The organism is Streptomyces sp. NBC_01363 (assembly GCF_026340595.1).
Classification (GTDB): domain Bacteria; phylum Actinomycetota; class Actinomycetes; order Streptomycetales; family Streptomycetaceae; genus Streptomyces.
This window is the reverse complement of sequence record NZ_JAPEPF010000001.1, coordinates 3,574,939-3,593,029: the sequence shown is the minus strand read 5'-3', so window position 1 is coordinate 3,593,029 and position 18,091 is coordinate 3,574,939. Positions and strand designations below refer to the sequence as shown.

The window sequence follows — 18,091 nt, the reverse complement described above, 5'->3', positions numbered from 1 at the left end:
GCGCGGGCCGCGCGGTGTCGCGCGGCCCGCGCCTCACATACGGCCGGCGGTCAGACGGCGAGCGCCTGGGCGCGGCGCTTCACCTCCGTGCCACGATTCTCGCTCAGTGCCTGGGCGGGGGTGCCCGGCAGGGTCGGGTCGGGGGTGAAGAGCCACTCCAGCATCTCTTCGTCGTTGTAGCCGTCGTCCCTCAGGAGCGTCAGGGTGCCGGAGAGGCCCTTGACCACCTTGTTGCCGTCGATGAAGGCAGCAGGCACCTGGAGTGTCCGGTTCTCACCACGTCGTACGGCGATCAGCTGGCCCTCCTTGACCAGCTGCCGCACGCGCGTCACCTCGACATCGAGCATTTCGGCGATGTCGGGCAGGTGGAGCCAGGCGGGGACGAGAGCATCGATCTTTGCGTCAATCTCGGTCACAGGGACAAGCCTGCCATCCCGGACTGACAGCCGATACCCGGAGTCAGCCCTTCAGGGCCTCGCGGACCACGTCGGCGACCCGGCAGCGGCTCTGCCGGTCACCGGTGACCCAGCCGTGCGCGGTCGTCAGGGAGCGCGCGTAGCAGGCCCCGGTGTCGGTGGTGCCCCGGTACTTCTCGGTCGAGGCTCCGTCGGCGGACTGGACGACACCGTTCGTGCGGGCGAGGCTGCCGGTCGAGTCCACGGTGTCGTCCGTCACCGCGTCCGTGCGCCACGCGTGTGCGGAGCCCTTCCGGGACGCGTCGACGAGCACACGGCGCTGGGTGACGGCGGCCCGCATGTCGTAGTTGTTGTAATCGCCGTACAGCGGGATGTCCATGTCCACGTCAATGGGGTAGGACCAGGTGCGCCGCTGCGCGTCCGTGCGCCCGTGGGTCCGGGTCGTCACCGTGGTGGAACCGTGGTCACGCTGATGCATCACCTGGTGACTGCCCGTGCGGGAGACGTTGTCCGTGTTGGTGTACGCGAACTTCTGCTCGACGGTGGTGGTGACCCGGCCCTTCGAGGTCTCGACATAGCCCGAGATCTTCCAGGAGCGGCCGGTCGACACGGAGACGTCCGTGGAGCCGTTCTCGCCCGGGGTCTGGACGGTCTTCACGACCGGGGTGTGGCCGAGCGTGTTGGTGGTCACCTTGCCGCTCGTGCGGGACGCGTGCGCGTCCGTGTCGAGGAAGAGCGAGCCGTCGACGTTCCAGCCGTCGGCCGCGCCGTACGGGGTGATGCCGATAGCGTGCGGCTTGCCGTCGGCCAGCAGGCCCGCGAAGGGGGTGAGGTCGATGTCGTACGCCTCGGTCCTGAACTGGTCGATAGCCGGGATCGGGCGCCACAGGGTCGGCACGATGCCGCCGGAGTAAACCACGGGGTACGGCTGGGCGAGGCCGGCGGGCTGTCCGTCCACCGCGACCTGCACCTCACGGTAGGGGCCGCCGCCGCAGAGGTAGTCGGGAGCGGTTTCCGCCAGGTCGCTGGGGACCGCGTCGAACCACTGCTCGTCGCAGCCGCCACCGCGTGCGTAGACCTCCAGGCGCGCCTTGGTCAGGTTGCGCGGGAAGGTGACCTCGGTGCGGGTGGAGCCGCCCTTGCCGACGTTCATCCAGGGGGCGTTGTCGGAGCCGGTGTCACCGAGCGGGACGATGCGGTCGGCCGTGGTGGCGGCCGGGTGACGCTTGTCGGCCTGGTAGTACGTGATCTTCAGCTTGATCCTGTACACACCGGTGTACGTCTCGTTGACGACATTGCCCAGTTCGACCTGAAGCTTCTGCGGGTCCTTGAGGAGCGGCGCGAAGTCGGTGATGTCCTTGGCGACGTGCCAGCTGATGCCGTCCTCGTCGGGCTCGGCGGTGCTGGTGCGGAAGACCTCCGCGCCACCGATGAAGACTGCGGCGAGGCGGTCGTACTGACGCCCCTTCACGCTGCCCGACCAGTCGAGGACGACCTTGTTCCACGGACCCTTGCACTGCTTGGGCGGGGTCAGCGTGGTGGTGTACGGCGGTCCGCCGAGGGTGTAGCCGAAGTCGTGGTCGACGGCCGTCACCGAGCAGCTCTTGGTGTCCGGACGGGAGACCGGCGGCAGTGCGTCGATCGGGTCCTGGTAGTCGACAGCCGGGTTGGAACCGGGCTTCGGGGTGGCGCCCGCGTACGCCGGGGCGGCGAGTGCGCCTCCGACGAGGGCGATCGACGCCGAGGCCATGGAGATTCCGCGCAGCGCGCGGGCCCATCTGTGCCGGAACATGCGCATCCTTCGAAGAGTGTGAAATGAGCAATCCAAAAGATGCACAGTGCACTAATTTCGGCCCCCCTCCAAGGGGGAGCCCACATGGCGGACACCAACGTCCGCTTTCCGTACGCCTACTGACGGATCGCCGACTTCAGCGGTACGGATGGGTCACCGGCCCGCGCCGGATCGAGCCGCGCCCCCGCCTCGATGAGCTTGCGCCCCTGCGCCAGATCGCGCGGCCGGCCGACGGCGAGAACCGCGACCAGCACGCCCTCGCGCAGCCAGCACACCGACCAGGCGGCTTCGGCCGGATCGCCGCGCCACAGCAGGGTGTCGGCGCTCCCGTGGTGGCCCGCGTACTGCACGAACCGGTCGAACTGCTCGGACCAGAAGTACGGCACGGGGTCGTAGGTCATCGGTGCCGGGCCGTCGGCGGCTGCTCCGATGATGTTGGCGGCGGCGGTGCGCGGGCCCTGGAGCGCGTTGTCCCAGTGGTGGACGAGCAGGCGTTCGCCGTACCGGGCGGAGGGGAACGAGGCACAGTCGCCGACCGCGTACACATCGGGCAGCGAGGTGCGTAGCGCCCCGTCGGCGGTCACCGATCCGTCGGGGCCGAGCGCGATGCCGGAGCCGGCCAGCCAGCCGGTGGCGGGCCGGGCGCCGATTCCGACGACGACCGCTCCGGCCGGGACCGTACGGCCGTCCGCGAGGACCACCCGGCCCGGCTCGATGCGGGCGACCCGGGCTCCGGTGAGGAGTTCGGCGCCGCTCTCCGCGTACCAGGCGGCCATCGGGGCGGCGACCTCCGCGGGCATCGCGCCCGCGAGGGGACGGTCGGCGGCCTCGACGACGGTGACCGCGCAGCCCGCGGCGCGGGCCGCGGTGGCGAACTCGGCGCCGATCCAGCCCGCGCCGACGACCACGACGCCGTGCTGCTCGTCGAGGACCGGCCGCAGTCGTGCCGCGTCGTCGAGGGTGCGCAGCAGATGAACGCCGGGAACGCCCTCGGACCCCGGCAGGACGACCGGTTCGGCACCGGTCGCGATCACCAGGACGTCGTAGGGAACGGGTCCCGACGGGGTGTCCAGCTCATGCGCCGCGGGCCGCACACCGGTGACGTCGCGGCCCAGTCGCAGATCGATCTCCAGCGCCTCGAAGTCGATGTCGAAGGCGGAGTCCTCGGCCTTGCCGAGGAGCACCGCCTTGGACAGCGGAGGCCGGTCGTAGGGCTGATGCGGTTCGGCGCCGATCAGGGTGACGGGGCCGGTGAAGCCCTGCTCCCGCAGGGCCACCGCGGTCTGCACCCCGGCCATGCCCGCACCGACGATGACGACGCGGCGTCCCGCCCGCCGTTCCGGCTGCTCCGACTGCTGCTGCTCGCTCACCCGTACACCTTAAGCACCTGATAGATCGTCAGGAAAGGGTGTGTCCTCCGACCGTGCTCCTCCCGCCGCCCTCCCGCGACTCCCACGGGAGGAAGTCGAGTGTGTCGCCGGTCCGGGTGCCGACCCGGCCGGGCGCCCGGCCGGTCACCGGTGACAGGACGAGTCCGTCGAGCGAACGGGCCACGGCGGCTGCTCCCTTACCGGGCCGGGGGGACGGGGTTTAGGGTGGCGACGTAAAGCACTCGCGGGAGCCCGGACGCACCGGGCTGAGAGGGAGGCTGGGCGGCCTCCGACCGTACGTACCTGATCCGGGTCATGCCGGCGAAGGGAGGGGCTGGAAGCCCATGCGTTCTTCTCGGAACGGAAACGGATCCGATGTCCTGGTCATCGGGGGCGGAATCATCGGCCTGGTGACCGCCTGGCGGGCCGCGCAACGCGGACTGCGCACCGCTGTCGCCGACCCCGAACCGGGTGGCGGGGCCGCCCGGGTGGCGGCCGGCATGCTGGCCGCCGTCACCGAACTCCACTACGGCGAACAGCTCCTGCTGGGCCTCAACGTCGCCTCCGCCGCCCGCTATCCGGCCTTCGCGGCCGAGTTGGAGGCGGCGAGCGGGCAGGAGACCGGCTTCCGCGCCTGCGGCACCCTGGCCGTCGCGCTGGACTCCGACGACCGCGCCCATCTGCGGGACCTGCACGCCCTGCAGCGGCGTTCGGGCCTGGAGTCGGAGTGGCTCACCGGCCGTGAGTGCCGCCGGCTGGAGCCGATGCTCGCGCCGGGCGTCCGCGGCGGCCTGCGGGTCGACGGCGACCACCAGATCGATCCCCGCCGGCTGGCCGCCGCCCTGCTGACCGCCTGCGAGCGGGCCAGGGTGGTCTTCCACCGCGGCTGGGTGGAGCGCCTGAGCGTGATGGGCGACCGGGCCGCCGGAGCGGTGCTCGCCGGGGGCACGGAGCTCGCGGCCGACCAGGTCGTGCTCGCCGCGGGCAGCCTCAGCGGCCGACTGCCGGGGCTGCCGGACGAGGTCGTGCCGCCGGTCCGGCCGGTGAAGGGCCAGGTGCTGCGGCTGACCGTGCCCGCCCCGTACGCACCGTTCCTGAGCCGGACGGTACGGGCCGTGGTCCGGGGCAGCCATGTCTATCTGGTGCCGCGCGCGAACGGCGAACTGGTCGTCGGCGCCACCAGCGAGGAGCTGGGCTGGGACACCACCGTCACCGCGGGCGGCGTCTACGAGCTGCTGCGGGACGCCCACGAGCTGGTACCCGGCATCACCGAGCTGCCGCTCACCGAGACTCTGGCCGGCCTGCGCCCCGCCTCCCCCGACAACGCCCCGCTGCTCGGCCCCACCGCCCTGCCCGGCCTCCATCTCGCCACCGGCCACCACCGCAACGGGGTGCTGCTCACCCCCATCACCGGTGACGTCATGGCGGAGCTCCTCACCGGCGGCGAGCCGCCCGAGCCGGCCCGCCCCTTCACCCCGCACCGTTTCTCGTCCGCCGCCGCCCCCGTACGTCAGGAGCAGCCCGCATGACCGCCGAGCCCGTACCTCCCTCCGTGTCCGTGTCCGTGAACGGCGAGGTGCGGCTCCTCGCCGCGGGCACGACCCTGGACACCCTGGTCGCCACCCTGACCGCCGCGCTCTCCGGCGTCGCGGCCGCCGTCAACGAGACCGTCGTACCGCGCGGCCAGTGGTCCGCCGCCGCACTCCGCGACGGGGACCGCGTCGAGGTCCTGACCGCGGTCCAGGGAGGCTGACCATGGCGGACGACCTCTTCACCCTCGGCGACACCACGTTCGGCTCCCGGCTGATCATGGGCACGGGCGGGGCGCCGAGCCTCGACGTGCTGGAGCGCTCCCTGACCGCGTCCGGCACCGAGCTGACCACCGTCGCGATGCGCCGCCTCGACCCGACCGTGCAGGGCTCGGTGCTCTCCGTCCTGCGGCGGCTCTCCATCCGCGTCCTGCCCAACACGGCGGGCTGCTTCACCGCGGGCGAGGCCGTGCTGACCGCCCGGCTGGCCCGCGAGGCGCTCGGCACCGACTGGATCAAGCTGGAGGTGGTGGCCGACGAGCGGACCCTGCTGCCCGACCCGATCGAGCTGCTGGACGCCGCGGAGATCCTGGTGGACGACGGCTTCACCGTGCTGCCGTACACCAATGACGACCCGGTGCTGGCCCGCAGGCTCCAGGACGTGGGGTGCGCGGCGGTCATGCCGCTCGGCTCCCCCATCGGCTCCGGGCTCGGCATCCGCAATCCGCACAACTTCCAGCTGATCGTCGAGCAGGCCCGGGTGCCGGTGATCCTCGACGCGGGCGCCGGGACGGCCTCCGACGCGGCGCTCGCGATGGAGCTGGGGTGCGCGGCGGTGATGCTGGCGTCCGCGGTGACCCGGGCCCAGGAGCCCGAGCTGATGGCGACGGCGATGCGGCACGCGGTGGCGGGCGGGCGGCTGGCGTACCGGGCCGGCCGGATTCCGCGCCGCCACTTCGCCGAGGCGTCGTCGCCGGCGGAGGGGCGCGCGGTGCTGGACCCGGAGCGCCCGGCCTTCTGAGCCGCCGGTACGGCGCACAGCGCATGTTCCTGTCACGGCTCGGCTGCAGTACGGCCCCGGGAGTGCCCCGGCCCGTGGGCCGTGTCCGTGGCGGCTCGTAGACTCGCCTGCGTGGATACGACCCTCCAGGACCCTCTTGTCGGGCAGCTGCTCGACGGCCGCTACCGCGTCGATGCCCGCATCGCCGTGGGCGGCATGGCCACGGTCTACCGGGCCGTGGACACCCGGCTCGACCGGGTGCTCGCCCTCAAGGTGATGCACCCGGCGCTGGCGACCGACGTCTCGTTCGTCGAGCGCTTCATCCGCGAGGCCAAGTCCGTGGCCCGGCTCGCGCACCCCAACGTGGTCGCGGTCTTCGACCAGGGCGCCCAGGGACAGTACGTCTACCTGGCGATGGAGTACGTCGCGGGCTGCACCCTGCGCGACGTGCTGCGCGATCGCGGCGCGCTTCAGCCGAGGGCCGCACTGGACATCCTGGAGCCGGTCCTCGCCGCCCTCGGCGCGGCGCACCGGGCGGGCTTCGTACACCGCGACATGAAGCCGGAGAACGTCCTGATAGGGGACGACGGCCGGGTCAAGGTCGCCGACTTCGGACTCGTACGGGCGGTGGGCACCGTCACCGACACCACCGGGTCCCTCCTGGGCACGGTCTCCTATCTCGCCCCCGAGCAGATAGAGAACGGCACGGCGGACACCCGCACCGATGTGTACGCCTGCGGCGTCGTCCTGTACGAAATGCTGACCGGGTCCAAGCCGCACGGCGGCGACACCCCCGCCCAGGTCATCTACCAGCACCTCAACGAGGCCGTCCCGCCGCCGTCGGCCGCCGTCCCGGGGCTTCCGGCCGAGCTCGACGGCCTGGTGGCGAGCGCCACCGCCCGCGACCCCGAGGTCCGCCCGTTCGACGCGGTGGCGCTGCTCGCCGAGACCCGTGAGGCCCGCTCCGGCCTCACCGACGCCCAGCTGGACGCCGTACCGCCGCAGGCCACCGCCGAGGTGCACGACGCCGCCGAGGACCGCACCAGCGTGATCCCGCGGCTGCTCCCGGCCGACCAGGGCGTCTCGCACCACACCAGCCGGCTGGAAATGCCCCCGCCGGAGCAGCCACGGACCGCGTCGCAGGACCGGCGCCGCCGCGGACCGCGACGCTCCGTCATAGCCGCGGTCGTCGCCGTACTGCTGGCGCTGGGGATCGGTACCGGTGTCTGGTACATCAACTCCGGGCAGTTCACCCGGGTGCCCTCGCTGCTCGGCCAGAGCGAGAAGAACGCCGAGCGGCGGCTCTCGGACGTCGGTCTGGACCTCAAGGGCGTCGAGCGGGCCTACAGCGACACGGTGGAGCGCGGCAAGGTCATCAGCAGCGACCCGGATTCCGGCGCCCGTGTCAGGGGCAATGACGCGGTGACGCTCGTCGTCTCGCGCGGTCCCGAGATCGTGAAGGTGCCCGCCGTCCAGGACCTCTCGCTCGCCGATGCCAGGCGTGAGCTGAAGAAGGCCGGTCTGGTGCCCGGCATGGTCACCAAGGAGTTCAGCGAGGAGACGGCACGGGGCGACGTGATCCGTACGGACCCCGTGGCGGGCACCGGGCGCCACCCGGACTCGGCGGTCGCCCTGTTCGTCAGCAAGGGCGCTCCGGTGGACGTCCCCGATGTCACCGGGCTGTCCGTCGCGGACGCCACCGCCGCGCTGAAGGACGAGGGGCTGAAGGCAAAGGTGCTGCCCGACCGGGTCAATTCCGCCGAGGACGCGGGCGACATCGCCCGGCAGTCGCCCGGCGAAGGCACCGAGGCCGCCGAGGGCGACACCGTCGAGCTCACGGTCTCCGACGGGCCGCGCATGATCGATGTCCCCGACGTCACCGGCAAGGACGTCGACGAAGCCACGAGCGAACTGAAGGACGCGGGCTTCGAGGTCAAGGTCGACCGCCCGTTCCTATCCTTCAGCGACACCATCGCAAGCCAGTCCGTCGACGGCGGCAAGCAGGCCCCCGAAGGCAGCACCATCACCATCAAGACCAAGGGACTCTAGATCCACATGCGCAACCCAGTCGGCGGCCATGTTCCGGTGGCCGGCGGCCTCGCCAAGGTCGGCCTCCCCTACGCCCGCGGGATGGGGGCGGAGGCCGTCCAGGTCTTCGTCGCCAACCCGCGCGGCTGGGCGACCCCCGTCGGCAACCCGGCCCAGGACGAGCGGTTCCGCGCCGAGTGCGCCGCCGAATCCATACCGGCGTACGTCCACGCCCCGTACCTGATCAACTTCGGATCGCACACCGAGGCGACCGTCGAGAAGTCCGTGGAGTCGCTGCGCCACTCGCTGCGCCGCGCCCGCGAGATCGGCGCCCTGGGCGTCGTGGTGCACACCGGATCGGCGACCGGCGGTCGGCCGCGCGAGCAGGCCCTCGCGCAGGTACGCACACACATGCGGCCGCTCCTGGACGAGCTGACGCATGACGACGACCCGTATCTGTTGCTGGAGTCGACCGCCGGGCAGGGGTTCTCGCTCTGCTCGCGCACCTGGGACTTCGGCCCGTACTTCGACGCCCTCGACGCCCACCCCAAGCTCGGCATCTGCCTCGACACCTGCCACATCTACGCGGCGGGCCACGATCTGACCGGCCCGGCGGGGATGCGGCAGACGCTGGACCTGCTGGTGGCGACGGTCGGCGAGGGCCGGCTGAAACTGATCCACGCCAATGACTCCAAGGACGTGGTGGGAGCTCACAAGGACCGGCACGAGAACATCGGCGCCGGACACATCGGCGAGGAACCGTTCCGTGAGCTGTTCTCGCATCCGGCGACCGCGGGCGTGCCGCTGATCATCGAGACGCCGGGCGGCAAGGAAGGCCACGCGGCGGACGTGGCCCGGCTGAAGGGGCTGCGCGACACCTGATTCCCCATCCAGGAATACCCCCTAGGGGTATACGGTTCTTGCTGTCGGCAGGAACCGCTACCCGACATTGGGGGATCGCCATGCAGCACGACACACACCAGGGGCAGCACAGCCACCACGCGGACCGCGCAGATCACACGGGTCACGCCGGGCACGCCGGGCACGCCGGGCACGCCGGGCATCGCCCCGGCAAGGCGGGCTGGGCCATGGCCGCTCGGGCCACGCTGCACTGCCTCACCGGCTGCGCCATCGGCGAGATCCTCGGCATGGTGATCGGCACGGCGCTCGGCTGGGGCAACATGGCGACGATGGTGCTCGCCATCGTCCTGGCCTTCCTCTTCGGCTACACGCTCACCCTGCGCTCGATCCTGAAGGCGGGCGTCGACTTCCGTACCGCCCTGCGGGTCGCCCTCGCCGCCGACACCCTGTCCATCGCGGTGATGGAGCTGATCGACAACGGCGTGATCGCGCTGTGGCCGGGCGCCATGGACGCCACCCTCTCCGACGCGCTGTTCTGGGGCGCGCTCGTGCTCTCGCTCGCCGCCGCCTTCGTCGTCACCACACCGGTCAACAAGTGGATGATCGGCCGGGGCAAGGGGCACGCGGTGGTGCACCAATACCACCACTGAGGAACGGGCCGGACCGCCCCGGAGCCGTCAGGTCAGAGCTCGGGGCCGTCCCCGGGCTCTTCCTGGTAGGAGTACCGCTGCTCGCTCCACGGGTCACCGATGTTGTGATAGCCGCGCTCCTCCCAGAAGCCGCGGCGGTCGGCCGTCATGTACTCGACGCCCCGGACCCACTTGGGCCCCTTCCAGGCGTAGAGATGCGGCACGACGAGGCGGAGCGGAAATCCGTGCTCGGCGGTGAGCAGTTCACCGCCCTTGTGAGTGGCGAAAAGTGTTCGGTCCGAGGCGAAGTCGGAGAGCCTCAGGTTGGAGCTGAATCCGTACTCGGCCCAGACCATCACATGGGTGACGTTCGGCGCGGGCGGCGCGAGTTCCAGCACCGTGCGGGCCAGGACTCCGCCCCATTCGGCACCGATCATGCTGAATTTCGTGACGCAGTGCAGGTCGGCGACGACCGAGGCGAACGGCAGCGCCGAGAACTCCTGGTGGTTCCAGCAGTGCTTCTCGCCGTCGGCGGTGGCCCCGAAGACCCGGAACTCCCAGCGGTCCGGCTTGAACTTGGGCACGGGCCCGTAGTGGGTAACCGGCCAACCACGCTGGAGTCGCTGTCCCGGCGGAAGCTCGGACTGCTCTGACGCGCACTGTTCCCGGCTTTCCGGCTGACCCATGACTCCATGGTGACAGACAGGCAGGGGTGGTCCTGACCAGGACAGGGGGCAATCCGGACAACTCGCAGTAAGCCTGTACTTACTGGACGGCCATCGGGTGCGATGACAGGATGCGGCCAACTTGCCCAGTTCACCGGTTGGAAGGAGCCTCTGCGATGCAGGGCGACCCCGAGGTCCTTGAGTTCCTGAACGAGCAGCTGACCGCAGAATTGACTGCCATCAATCAGTACTTCCTGCACGCGAAGATGCAGGACAACTTCGGCTGGACGAAGCTCGCGAAGTACACCCGCTCCGAGTCGTTCGACGAGATGAAGCACGCCGAGATCCTCACGGACCGCATCCTCTTCCTCGACGGACTGCCCAACTACCAGCGGCTGTTCCATGTACGGGTGGGCCAGACCGTCACCGAGATGTTCCAGGCCGACCGCCAGGTCGAGGTGGAGGCGATCGACCGCCTCAAGCGCGGGATCGAGCTGATGCGCGGCAAGGGCGACATCACGTCCGCGAACATCTTCGAGTCGATCCTGGCGGACGAGGAGCACCACATCGACTACCTCGACACCCAGCTGGAACTGGTCGAGAAGCTCGGCGAGCCGCTGTACATCGCCCAGGTAATCGAGCAGCCGGACAGCTAGACCGGCACCGGCGGGAAGGGTCAGGCCGCGTCGGGGAGCGGGATTCCCGGCGCCACGCCCCGGGCGATGCCGGGAGCGATGCCAGGCTCCGTCCCGGATCCGGCGCCCGTGGTGGTCTCGTCGGCGGTGCCGGGGGTCCGCTTCCGGTCGAGCAGTTCGCGGCGCGGGCAGGTGCCGCGGCCGAGCACGGCCTGGATGGCCCGGACGCAGCCGCCGCAGTCGGTGCCCGCCTTGCAGGCCGAGGCTATCTGCCGGGGTGTGCACGCCCCGGCGTCCGCATGCTCCTTGACCTGCTTCTCCGTGATGCCGAAGCACGAGCAGACGTACACGCGGTTCACCTCCCGGCGGGATCGATCGTTGGCTGCCACCCCATCTACCGGTGAGGCTAACCTAACCTTACCCGGCGCCGAAAGGCGTTGAAAACCTCCGAACGCCCTGTGGGGCACGGATCACATCGATCCGTGCCCCACAGTCGTACGCGCGCCACCTGCGGTGACGCCTACTGGTCCCGGTACATCTCGGCGACCAGGAACGCCAGGTCGAGGGACTGGCTGCGGTTGAGCCGCGGGTCGCAGGCCGTCTCGTAGCGCTGGTGCAGATCGTCCACGAAGATCTCGTGTCCGCCACCGACGCACTCGGTGACGTCGTCACCGGTGAGCTCGACGTGGATGCCACCCGGGTGCGTACCGAGGCCCTTGTGCACCTCGAAGAAGCCCTTGACCTCGTCCAGGACGTCGTCGAAGCGGCGGGTCTTGTGGCCGGAGGCGGCCTCGAAGGTGTTGCCGTGCATCGGGTCGGTCACCCACGCCACGGTGGCGCCGGACGCGGTGACCTTCTCGACCAGGGCCGGGAGCTTGTCGCGGACCTTGTCGGCGCCCATGCGGACGATGAAGGTCAGCCGGCCGGGCTCGCGCTCGGGGTCGAGGCGATCGATGTAGCCGAGCGCCTCGTCGACCGTGGTCGTCGGGCCGAGCTTGATGCCGATGGGGTTACGGATCTTCGAGGCGAACTCGATGTGCGCGCCGTCCATCTGGCGGGTGCGCTCACCGATCCAGACCATGTGGCCGGAGGTGTCGTACAGCTCGCCGGTGCGCGAGTCGGTGCGGGTCAGCGCCGACTCGTAGTCCAGCAGCAGGCCCTCGTGCGAGGAGTAGAACTCGACCGCCTTGAACTCGGCCGGGTCCGTGCCGCACGCCTTCATGAAGTTCAGCGCGTTGTCGATCTCGCGGGCGAGCGCCTCGTACCGCTGGCCGGACGGGGACGACTTCACGAAGTCCTGGTTCCAGGCGTGCACCTGGCGCAGGTCGGCGTAACCGCCGGTGGTGAAGGCGCGGACCAGGTTCAGCGTGGAAGCGGATGCGTGGTACATCTGCTTCAGCCGGTCCGGGTCCGGGACGCGGTCCTTCTCGGTGAAGGCGAAGCCGTTGACGGAGTCGCCGCGGTAGGTCGGCAGGGTGACGCCGTCGCGGGTCTCGGTCGGCTTGGAGCGCGGCTTGGAGTACTGCCCGGCGATCCGGCCCACCTTGACGACGGGCACGGAGGCCGCGTACGTCAGGACGGCGCTCATCTGGAGCAGCGTCTTCAGCTTGGCCCGGATGTGGTCGGCCGACACGGCGTCGAAGGCCTCGGCGCAGTCACCGCCCTGCAGCAGGAACGCCTCGCCCTTGGCGACGGCTCCCATGCGGGCGCGCAGCTGGTCGCACTCGCCCGCGAAGACGAGGGGCGGATACGACGCGAGGTCCGCGAGTACATCGCGCAGAGCCTCGGCATCGGGGTACTCGGGCTGCTGCGCCGCGGGAAGGTCTCGCCAGGTGTTGCCACCGGCGACGGAGGTATTGGCGTTCACGGTCACAACCTCAACACTACGGGTTCCGGCGGTGCGTCCATCCGCGAGCTCAATAGATGAGACGCGTGCTCGGATGTCATCGGCGTCCGCTAGGGTTCAGGACATGTTCGCGCAGACAAACCAGAACTGGTGGTGGACCGCTCATCCGGCGGCCCGCTGACAATCGCGCGCGACAGACCACGCGAAGGCCGCCCGAGGGGCGGCCTTTTCCGCGTTTTCGGGAGCCGTTCCTCCATCCGGAAGGAACACCCCCATGCCTCACCGCACCGATGTCGTCGTCCACAGACTCCTGAGTGACGACTGCCCGCCGTTCGCGCTGCTGCGCAGGCGCACCCCCGGCCGCGACCAGGACACCGTCGAGGTGCTGATCGGCCGGGTGCGGGAAGTGGACCGGCTCGCCGATCTCCCGGTCGGTGAGCTGCCCTCGCTCGCCCTGGTGCCGTTCCGGCAGATCGCCGAGCGCGGTTTCGATGTGCGCGACGACGGGACGCCGCTGTCCGTGCTGGTCGCGGACGAGACGTACGAGCTGCCGCTCGCCGAGGTGCTGGACCGTCTGCCGGTCCGGGACGTGCGGGTCGAGGGCGGCGCGTTCGACGTCGGGGACGAGGAGTACGCCGGGATCGTCCGGCGGGTCGTCGAGGACGAGATCGGGCAGGGCGAGGGCGCGAACTTCGTCATCCGGCGGACCTTCCGGGGAGAGATCCCCGGCTTCGGCCGGGCCGACGCACTGGCCCTCTTCCGGCGGCTGCTGGCCGGTGAGCGCGGCGCGTACTGGACCTTCGTCGTGCACACGGGTGACAGCGGACCCGAAGGGCCCTCCCCGTCGGGGCGGCGGGCGACGGGCGGGCGGACGCTGGTCGGCGCCAGTCCCGAGGTGCATGTGCGGATGTCCGGCGGGACGGTCGTGATGAACCCGATCAGCGGGACGTACCGCTACCCCGCCGAGGGCCCGACCCCGGAAGGTCTGCTGGCCTTCCTCGCCGACCGCAAGGAGACCGAGGAGCTCTCCATGGTGGTCGACGAGGAGCTCAAGATGATGTGCACCGTCGGCGACATGGGCGGGGTGGTGATCGGGCCGCGGCTCAAGGAGATGGCCCATCTCGCCCATACGGAGTACGAGCTGCGCGGGCGCTCCTCGCTGGATGTGCGGGAGGTGCTGAAGGAGACCATGTTCGCGGCGACGGTCACCGGCTCCCCGGTGCAGAACGCCTGCCGGGTCATCGAGCGGTACGAGCCCGGCGGGCGCGGCTACTACGCGGGGGCCCTGGCCCTGTTGCGGCAGGAGCCGGGCGGGGCGCAGACCCTGGACTCGCCGATCCTGATCCGTACCGCCGACATCTCGGCCGACGGGCAGCTGCGGGTGCCGGTCGGGGCGACGCTCGTGCGGCACTCCGATCCGGACGGCGAGGTCGCCGAGACCCATGCGAAGGCGGCCGGTGTGCTCGCCGCGCTGGGGGTGCGGCCCGGCCGGCCGCGGGACGAGGCGGCCCGGCCGCGGCTGGCGGGCGACCCGCGCGTGCAGGCCGCGCTGGACGCCCGGCGGGACGGTCTCGCGCCGTTCTGGCTGCGGATGCAGGAGCGTACGCACCAGCTGTCCGGGCGGGCGCTGGTGATCGACGGGGAGGACACCTTCACCGCGATGCTGGCGCATCTGCTCCGTTCCTCGGGCCTCGATGTGTCGGTGCACCGCTACGACGAGCCGGGGCTGCGCGAACGGGTGCGGGCGCACGAGGGTCCGGTCGTGCTGGGTCCGGGGCCGGGGAATCCGGGCGACACCGCCGATCCGAAGATGCGGCTGCTGCGCGGGCTCGCCGCGGAGCTGGTCCGTGATCACCGGCACGGCCTGCTGGGGGTCTGCCTCGGCCATGAGCTGATCGCGGCGGAGCTGGGTCTGGAGATCGTCCGCAAGACCGTGCCGCACCAGGGCGCGCAGACCCGGATCGAGCTGTTCGGGCGGCCGGAGACGGTCGGCTTCTACAACAGCTTCACCGCGCGCTGCGACGAGGCGGTGGTCACCGAGCTCGCGGCGCACGGTGTCGGGGCGAGCGTGGACGCGGCGACCGGTGAGCTGCACGCGCTGCGCGGGCCGGGCTTCGCCTCGGTGCAGTTCCACCCGGAGTCGGTGCTGACGCTGCGCGGCGCGGCCATCGTGGCGGAGCTGCTGGCGGGGCTGCCGGTGGCCGGCTGAAGGGGCGGACGGGACCCCGGGGCGATCCGGGGTCTCAGCTCGCCGGGAGCGCCGGGACCAGGACGTTGTCGCTGCGCCGGCCGGCCAGGTAGTCGGCGACGTTCTGCACGGTGGCGTCGATGATCTGCCCCACGGCGTCCTCGGTGTAGTACGCCTGGTGCGAGGTGACGATGACGTTCGGGAAGGTGACGAGCCGGGCCAGGGTGTCGTCGTCGACGCCCTCCAGCGACTTGTCCAGGAAGAAGAGCCCGGCCTCCGCCTCGTACACATCGAGTCCGACGCCCAAGAAGCGGCCCGCGCGCAGCTCGGTGACCAGCGCCGTGGTGTCGATGAGTCCGCCGCGACTGGAGTTGACCAGGATCGCGTCGTCCTTCATCCGGGCCAGGGCGTCCTCGCCGATGATGTGGTGGGTCGCCGGCAGCAGCGGGACGTGCAGGCTGATCAGGTCGGACTCGGCGAGCAGTCGCTCCTTCTCCACGTACTTCATGCCGAGCGCGAGGCAGGCGGGGTTCTCGGCGACGTCCCAGCCGAGCAGTTCCATGCCGAAGCCGTGGGCGATACGGGTGAAGGCCTCGCCGATCTTGCCGGTGCCGATCACGCCCGCCGTACGGCCGCGCATGTCCCGGCCGAGCAGTCCGTCGAGCCGGAAGTCGAAGTCGCGGGTGCGGCTCGCGGCCCGGATGATCCGGCGGTTGACGGCCATCGCGAGGGTCCAGGCGAATTCGGCGACCGAGTACGGCGAGTAGTACGAGACCCGGGCGACCCGCAGGGCGAGGCGTTCGGCGACGTCGAGGTCGATGTTGTTGAAGCCGGTGGAGCGCTGGGCGATCATCTGCGTGCCGCCCGCCGCCAGGGTCTGCAGGACGCCGGCGCCCAGGTCGGCGTTGACGCTGGTGGAGATGATCTCGTAACCCGCCGCGATGGGGGCGGTGTCCTTGTTCAGGAAGACGTCCAGGCAACGGACCTCGTGCTGCCCGGCGAAGGCCTTCTCGATCAGCGGCTTCTCGTCGGACTGCACGCCGAATGCCAGGATTTCCACGACTTCTCCCGTTCGTCGCACGGATCAGCGGATCAGGGGCAGGGGCCGGTCATCGCGAATATACGGCCCATGCCCTTGCCGCGCCGCTCGGCCGAACGGGCCGGCCGGCGGCCGGGGCCGCGGTGCTCAGGCGTCGTCGAGGCCGCGCTCGATCGCGTACCGCACGAGCTCCACCCGGTTGTGCAACTGGAGCTTGCCCAGGGTGTTCTGCACGTGGTTCTGCACGGTGCGGTGCGAGATGACCAGCCGCTCGGCGATCTGCTTGTACGAGAGCCCCTTGGCGACCAGCCGCAGCACCTCGGTCTCGCGCTCGGTGAGCTGTGGGGCCTTGGGTTCGTCGGAGGCGACCGGCGTGGGGTCGGAGGCGAGCCTGCGGTATTCGCCGAGGACCAGTCCGGCCAGGCCCGGCGTGAAGACGGGGTCGCCGACGGCGGTGGACCGCACGGCCTCGGTCAGCTCCTGCGTACTGGCCGACTTGAGCAGATAGCCGGTGGCGCCGGACTTGACCGCTTCCAGTACGTCGGCGTGCTCACCGCTCGCGGAGAGCACCAGCACCCGCAGCCCGGGGTGGGAGCCGACGAGCTCCTTGCAGACCTGGACGCCGGGCATACCGGGCAGGTTGAGGTCGAGCACGAGGACATCGGGGGTGACGGCCTTCGCCCTGCGGACCGCCTGCGGTCCGTCACCGGCGGTCGCCACCACGTCGAAGCCCGACTCGGAAAGGTCACGGGCGACGGCGTCGCGCCACATCGGATGGTCGTCCACCACCATCACCCTGATGGCCTGCTCCTCGGCGCCCTGGGTGTTCTCCGTGCTCATCTCGCTGATCCTGCCTTCCCCCGTGAAACCTTCGGAACCTTCAACTCGACCTCGGTGCCCTGGCCGGGCACGGAGATCAACTCCGCCGTACCGCCCAGGTCGCGCAGCCTCCCCCGGATCGACAGGGCCACCCCCATCCGTCCCTCCCCCTCGGCCTGGGCGAGCCGCCCCTCCGGGATTCCCGGGCCGTCGTCCCGGACCGTCACGATCACCTCGTCCGGCCAGTCCTCGACGAGGATCCAGGCCTGGGCATTCTCCCCCGCGTGGACCCTGACATTGTCCAGGGCAGCACTGACAGCGGCCGCCAGCTCCATCGCGGCCGCGGGAGCGAGCAGCACCGGGGCGCCCGGCTCCGCGAAGCTGACCCGGGAGCCGGCGTGCGGGGCGAGCAGGGAGCGCAGATCGCAGTCGGCGCGGCCGGACGGTTCGTCGTCGACCTCCACGCTGCGGACCACGGCGCCCTCGGCGGCGTCCTCGGAGACCCGGGTGGTGGGGACGAGGCCGGTGGAGACCAGGGTGCGCAGGGCGACCTCCTGCTCCCCGGCCATCCGGCCCAGCTCGGCCGCCTCCCCGCCGAGCGCGGTGCCGCGGCGCTGCACCATCGCGAGGACCTGGAGCACGCTGTCGTGGATGTCCCGGGCCAGCCGTTCCCGCTCCCGGGTGGCGGCCTCGATCTCCAGGGCGCGGGCGAGGGTCCGCTCACTGGCCCTGGCGACCTCGACGACGTACCCGATCGCGATGGACGCGACCCAGACCAGCAGCACGTTGTGGAAGGTGTCCCGGCTGGGGTCGCCGCGCTCGATGATGTTGACGACGGCGACGAAGGTGGAGGCGAAGGCCGCCCAGCGCCAGCCGCCCTTGATCGCGAAGGCCAGCACGGAACCCGCGGTCCAGATCGATGGCAGCGTCGGGCCGTCGACCTGCTGGGCCTCGAAGTCGGCGAGCGGGGTGAGGAGTATCCCGGCCAGGGCGATGGTCAGATCGGCGCCGAGGAAACGCTTGGTGCAGGCGGCGGCGCCCGAGACCTTCGGAAGGGTGGCGAGCGTCCAGACCACCATCACCGCCAGGAAGGCGATGGCCACCCACGGCCGGTCGTACTTCTCCCGGCCGAAGACGGAGAGCAGGACCGCGTACAGCATCGTCAGGATGCGGTACGCCGTCAGCGCACTCCACAGCGGCTGCTCGACCGACATCCGTACGACGCGCTCGCGCCTGGCCACATCCCCCACCCCCCGTACGGCACCGGCGCGCGC

The 18,091-nt window shown here is 71.1% G+C and carries 19 protein-coding genes and 1 riboswitch; of the genes, 9 read left to right on the top strand and 10 right to left on the bottom strand.

The window, feature by feature from the left end:
* Window positions 1-50 precede the first annotated feature (50 nt).
* From OG611_RS16550 to OG611_RS16535, 4 genes are all read right to left on the bottom strand, one after another.
* Complete coding sequence (locus OG611_RS16550; RefSeq protein ID WP_266420400.1) at window positions 51-416, bottom strand: Rv2175c family DNA-binding protein; 366 nt, start codon at window positions 414-416, stop codon at window positions 51-53.
* Between the two features lie 43 nt (window positions 417-459).
* Window positions 460-2,208, bottom strand: a complete 1,749-nt coding sequence (locus OG611_RS16545; protein ID WP_266420398.1) for a peptide-N4-asparagine amidase — start codon at window positions 2,206-2,208, stop codon at window positions 460-462.
* A gap of 116 nt (window positions 2,209-2,324) precedes the next feature.
* A complete protein-coding gene (locus OG611_RS16540; RefSeq protein WP_266420396.1) occupies window positions 2,325-3,578 on the bottom strand; it encodes an NAD(P)/FAD-dependent oxidoreductase in 1,254 nt (417 codons plus the stop codon).
* A 28-nt stretch (window positions 3,579-3,606) separates the two neighbouring features.
* Window positions 3,607-3,762, bottom strand: coding sequence for a hypothetical protein (locus tag OG611_RS16535; RefSeq protein WP_266426317.1), 156 nt, complete (start codon window positions 3,760-3,762; stop codon window positions 3,607-3,609).
* A 50-nt stretch (window positions 3,763-3,812) separates the two neighbouring features.
* A riboswitch (TPP riboswitch) is annotated at window positions 3,813-3,925 on the top strand.
* Between OG611_RS16535 and thiO the strand changes: the two genes are divergently transcribed.
* The 6 genes from thiO to OG611_RS16505 all read left to right on the top strand — a co-directional run bounded on the left by thiO (window position 3,923) and on the right by OG611_RS16505 (window position 9,646).
* The gene (gene thiO / locus OG611_RS16530; protein ID WP_266420394.1) at window positions 3,923-5,107 is read left to right on the top strand and encodes a glycine oxidase ThiO; all 1,185 of its coding nucleotides are present in this window, start codon (window positions 3,923-3,925) and stop codon (window positions 5,105-5,107) included. Its footprint overlaps the riboswitch before it by 3 nt.
* Window positions 5,104-5,331 carry a sulfur carrier protein ThiS gene (gene thiS, locus OG611_RS16525; RefSeq protein ID WP_266420391.1) on the top strand — a complete coding sequence of 76 codons (228 nt, stop codon included), beginning with the start codon at window positions 5,104-5,106 and terminating at the stop codon, window positions 5,329-5,331. Before thiO ends, thiS begins: the two co-directional genes overlap by 4 nt.
* A 2-nt stretch (window positions 5,332-5,333) precedes the next feature.
* Window positions 5,334-6,128, top strand: coding sequence for a thiazole synthase (locus OG611_RS16520; protein ID WP_266420389.1), 795 nt, complete (start codon window positions 5,334-5,336; stop codon window positions 6,126-6,128).
* A 111-nt stretch (window positions 6,129-6,239) separates the two neighbouring features.
* On the top strand, window positions 6,240-8,156 hold the full coding sequence (gene pknB / locus OG611_RS16515; RefSeq protein WP_266420387.1) for a Stk1 family PASTA domain-containing Ser/Thr kinase: 1,917 nt from the start codon (window positions 6,240-6,242) through the stop codon (window positions 8,154-8,156).
* 6 nt (window positions 8,157-8,162) lie between these two features.
* Window positions 8,163-9,017, top strand: coding sequence for a deoxyribonuclease IV (locus OG611_RS16510; protein ID WP_266420384.1), 855 nt, complete (start codon window positions 8,163-8,165; stop codon window positions 9,015-9,017).
* Window positions 9,018-9,097: 80 nt separating this feature from the next.
* Complete coding sequence (locus OG611_RS16505; protein WP_266420381.1) at window positions 9,098-9,646, top strand: DUF4396 domain-containing protein; 549 nt, start codon at window positions 9,098-9,100, stop codon at window positions 9,644-9,646.
* A gap of 32 nt (window positions 9,647-9,678) precedes the next feature.
* On the opposite strand, the gene OG611_RS16500 is transcribed toward OG611_RS16505, so the two are convergent.
* The gene (locus OG611_RS16500; RefSeq protein ID WP_266420379.1) at window positions 9,679-10,311 is read right to left on the bottom strand and encodes a sulfite oxidase-like oxidoreductase; all 633 of its coding nucleotides are present in this window, start codon (window positions 10,309-10,311) and stop codon (window positions 9,679-9,681) included.
* Between the two features lie 155 nt (window positions 10,312-10,466).
* On the opposite strand from OG611_RS16500, the gene bfr reads away from it, so the two are divergent.
* Window positions 10,467-10,946, top strand: a complete 480-nt coding sequence (gene bfr, locus OG611_RS16495; protein ID WP_266420376.1) for a bacterioferritin — start codon at window positions 10,467-10,469, stop codon at window positions 10,944-10,946.
* 20 nt (window positions 10,947-10,966) lie between these two features.
* Here the strand turns inward: bfr and OG611_RS16490 are convergent, their stop codons facing one another.
* Together OG611_RS16490 and OG611_RS16485 are read right to left on the bottom strand one after the other, a co-directional pair.
* Window positions 10,967-11,275 (bottom strand): bacterioferritin-associated ferredoxin, encoded by a 309-nt coding sequence (locus tag OG611_RS16490; protein ID WP_266420373.1) that lies wholly within the window; start codon window positions 11,273-11,275, stop codon window positions 10,967-10,969.
* A 170-nt stretch (window positions 11,276-11,445) separates the two neighbouring features.
* On the bottom strand, window positions 11,446-12,792 hold the full coding sequence (locus OG611_RS16485) for a class II 3-deoxy-7-phosphoheptulonate synthase (protein WP_266420370.1): 1,347 nt from the start codon (window positions 12,790-12,792) through the stop codon (window positions 11,446-11,448).
* A 73-nt stretch (window positions 12,793-12,865) separates the two neighbouring features.
* Between OG611_RS16485 and OG611_RS40905 the strand changes: the two genes are divergently transcribed.
* Window positions 12,866-12,952 (top strand): trp operon leader peptide, encoded by an 87-nt coding sequence (locus tag OG611_RS40905; protein WP_353962570.1) that lies wholly within the window; start codon window positions 12,866-12,868, stop codon window positions 12,950-12,952.
* Window positions 12,953-13,045: 93 nt separating this feature from the next.
* The gene (locus OG611_RS16480; RefSeq protein ID WP_266420368.1) at window positions 13,046-14,980 is read left to right on the top strand and encodes an anthranilate synthase family protein; all 1,935 of its coding nucleotides are present in this window, start codon (window positions 13,046-13,048) and stop codon (window positions 14,978-14,980) included.
* 34 nt (window positions 14,981-15,014) lie between these two features.
* Here the strand turns inward: OG611_RS16480 and OG611_RS16475 are convergent, their stop codons facing one another.
* From OG611_RS16475 to OG611_RS16465, 3 genes are all read right to left on the bottom strand, one after another.
* Entirely contained in the window at window positions 15,015-16,019 is a 1,005-nt protein-coding gene (locus OG611_RS16475; RefSeq protein ID WP_266420366.1) for a 2-hydroxyacid dehydrogenase, read from the bottom strand.
* A 126-nt stretch (window positions 16,020-16,145) separates the two neighbouring features.
* Complete coding sequence (locus OG611_RS16470; RefSeq protein ID WP_266420363.1) at window positions 16,146-16,838, bottom strand: response regulator transcription factor; 693 nt, start codon at window positions 16,836-16,838, stop codon at window positions 16,146-16,148.
* Window positions 16,835-18,058, bottom strand: coding sequence for a MacS family sensor histidine kinase (locus OG611_RS16465; RefSeq protein ID WP_266420360.1), 1,224 nt, complete (start codon window positions 18,056-18,058; stop codon window positions 16,835-16,837). The genes OG611_RS16470 and OG611_RS16465 overlap by 4 nt, the downstream gene beginning before the upstream one ends.
* Between the last annotated feature and the right edge of the window lie 33 nt (window positions 18,059-18,091).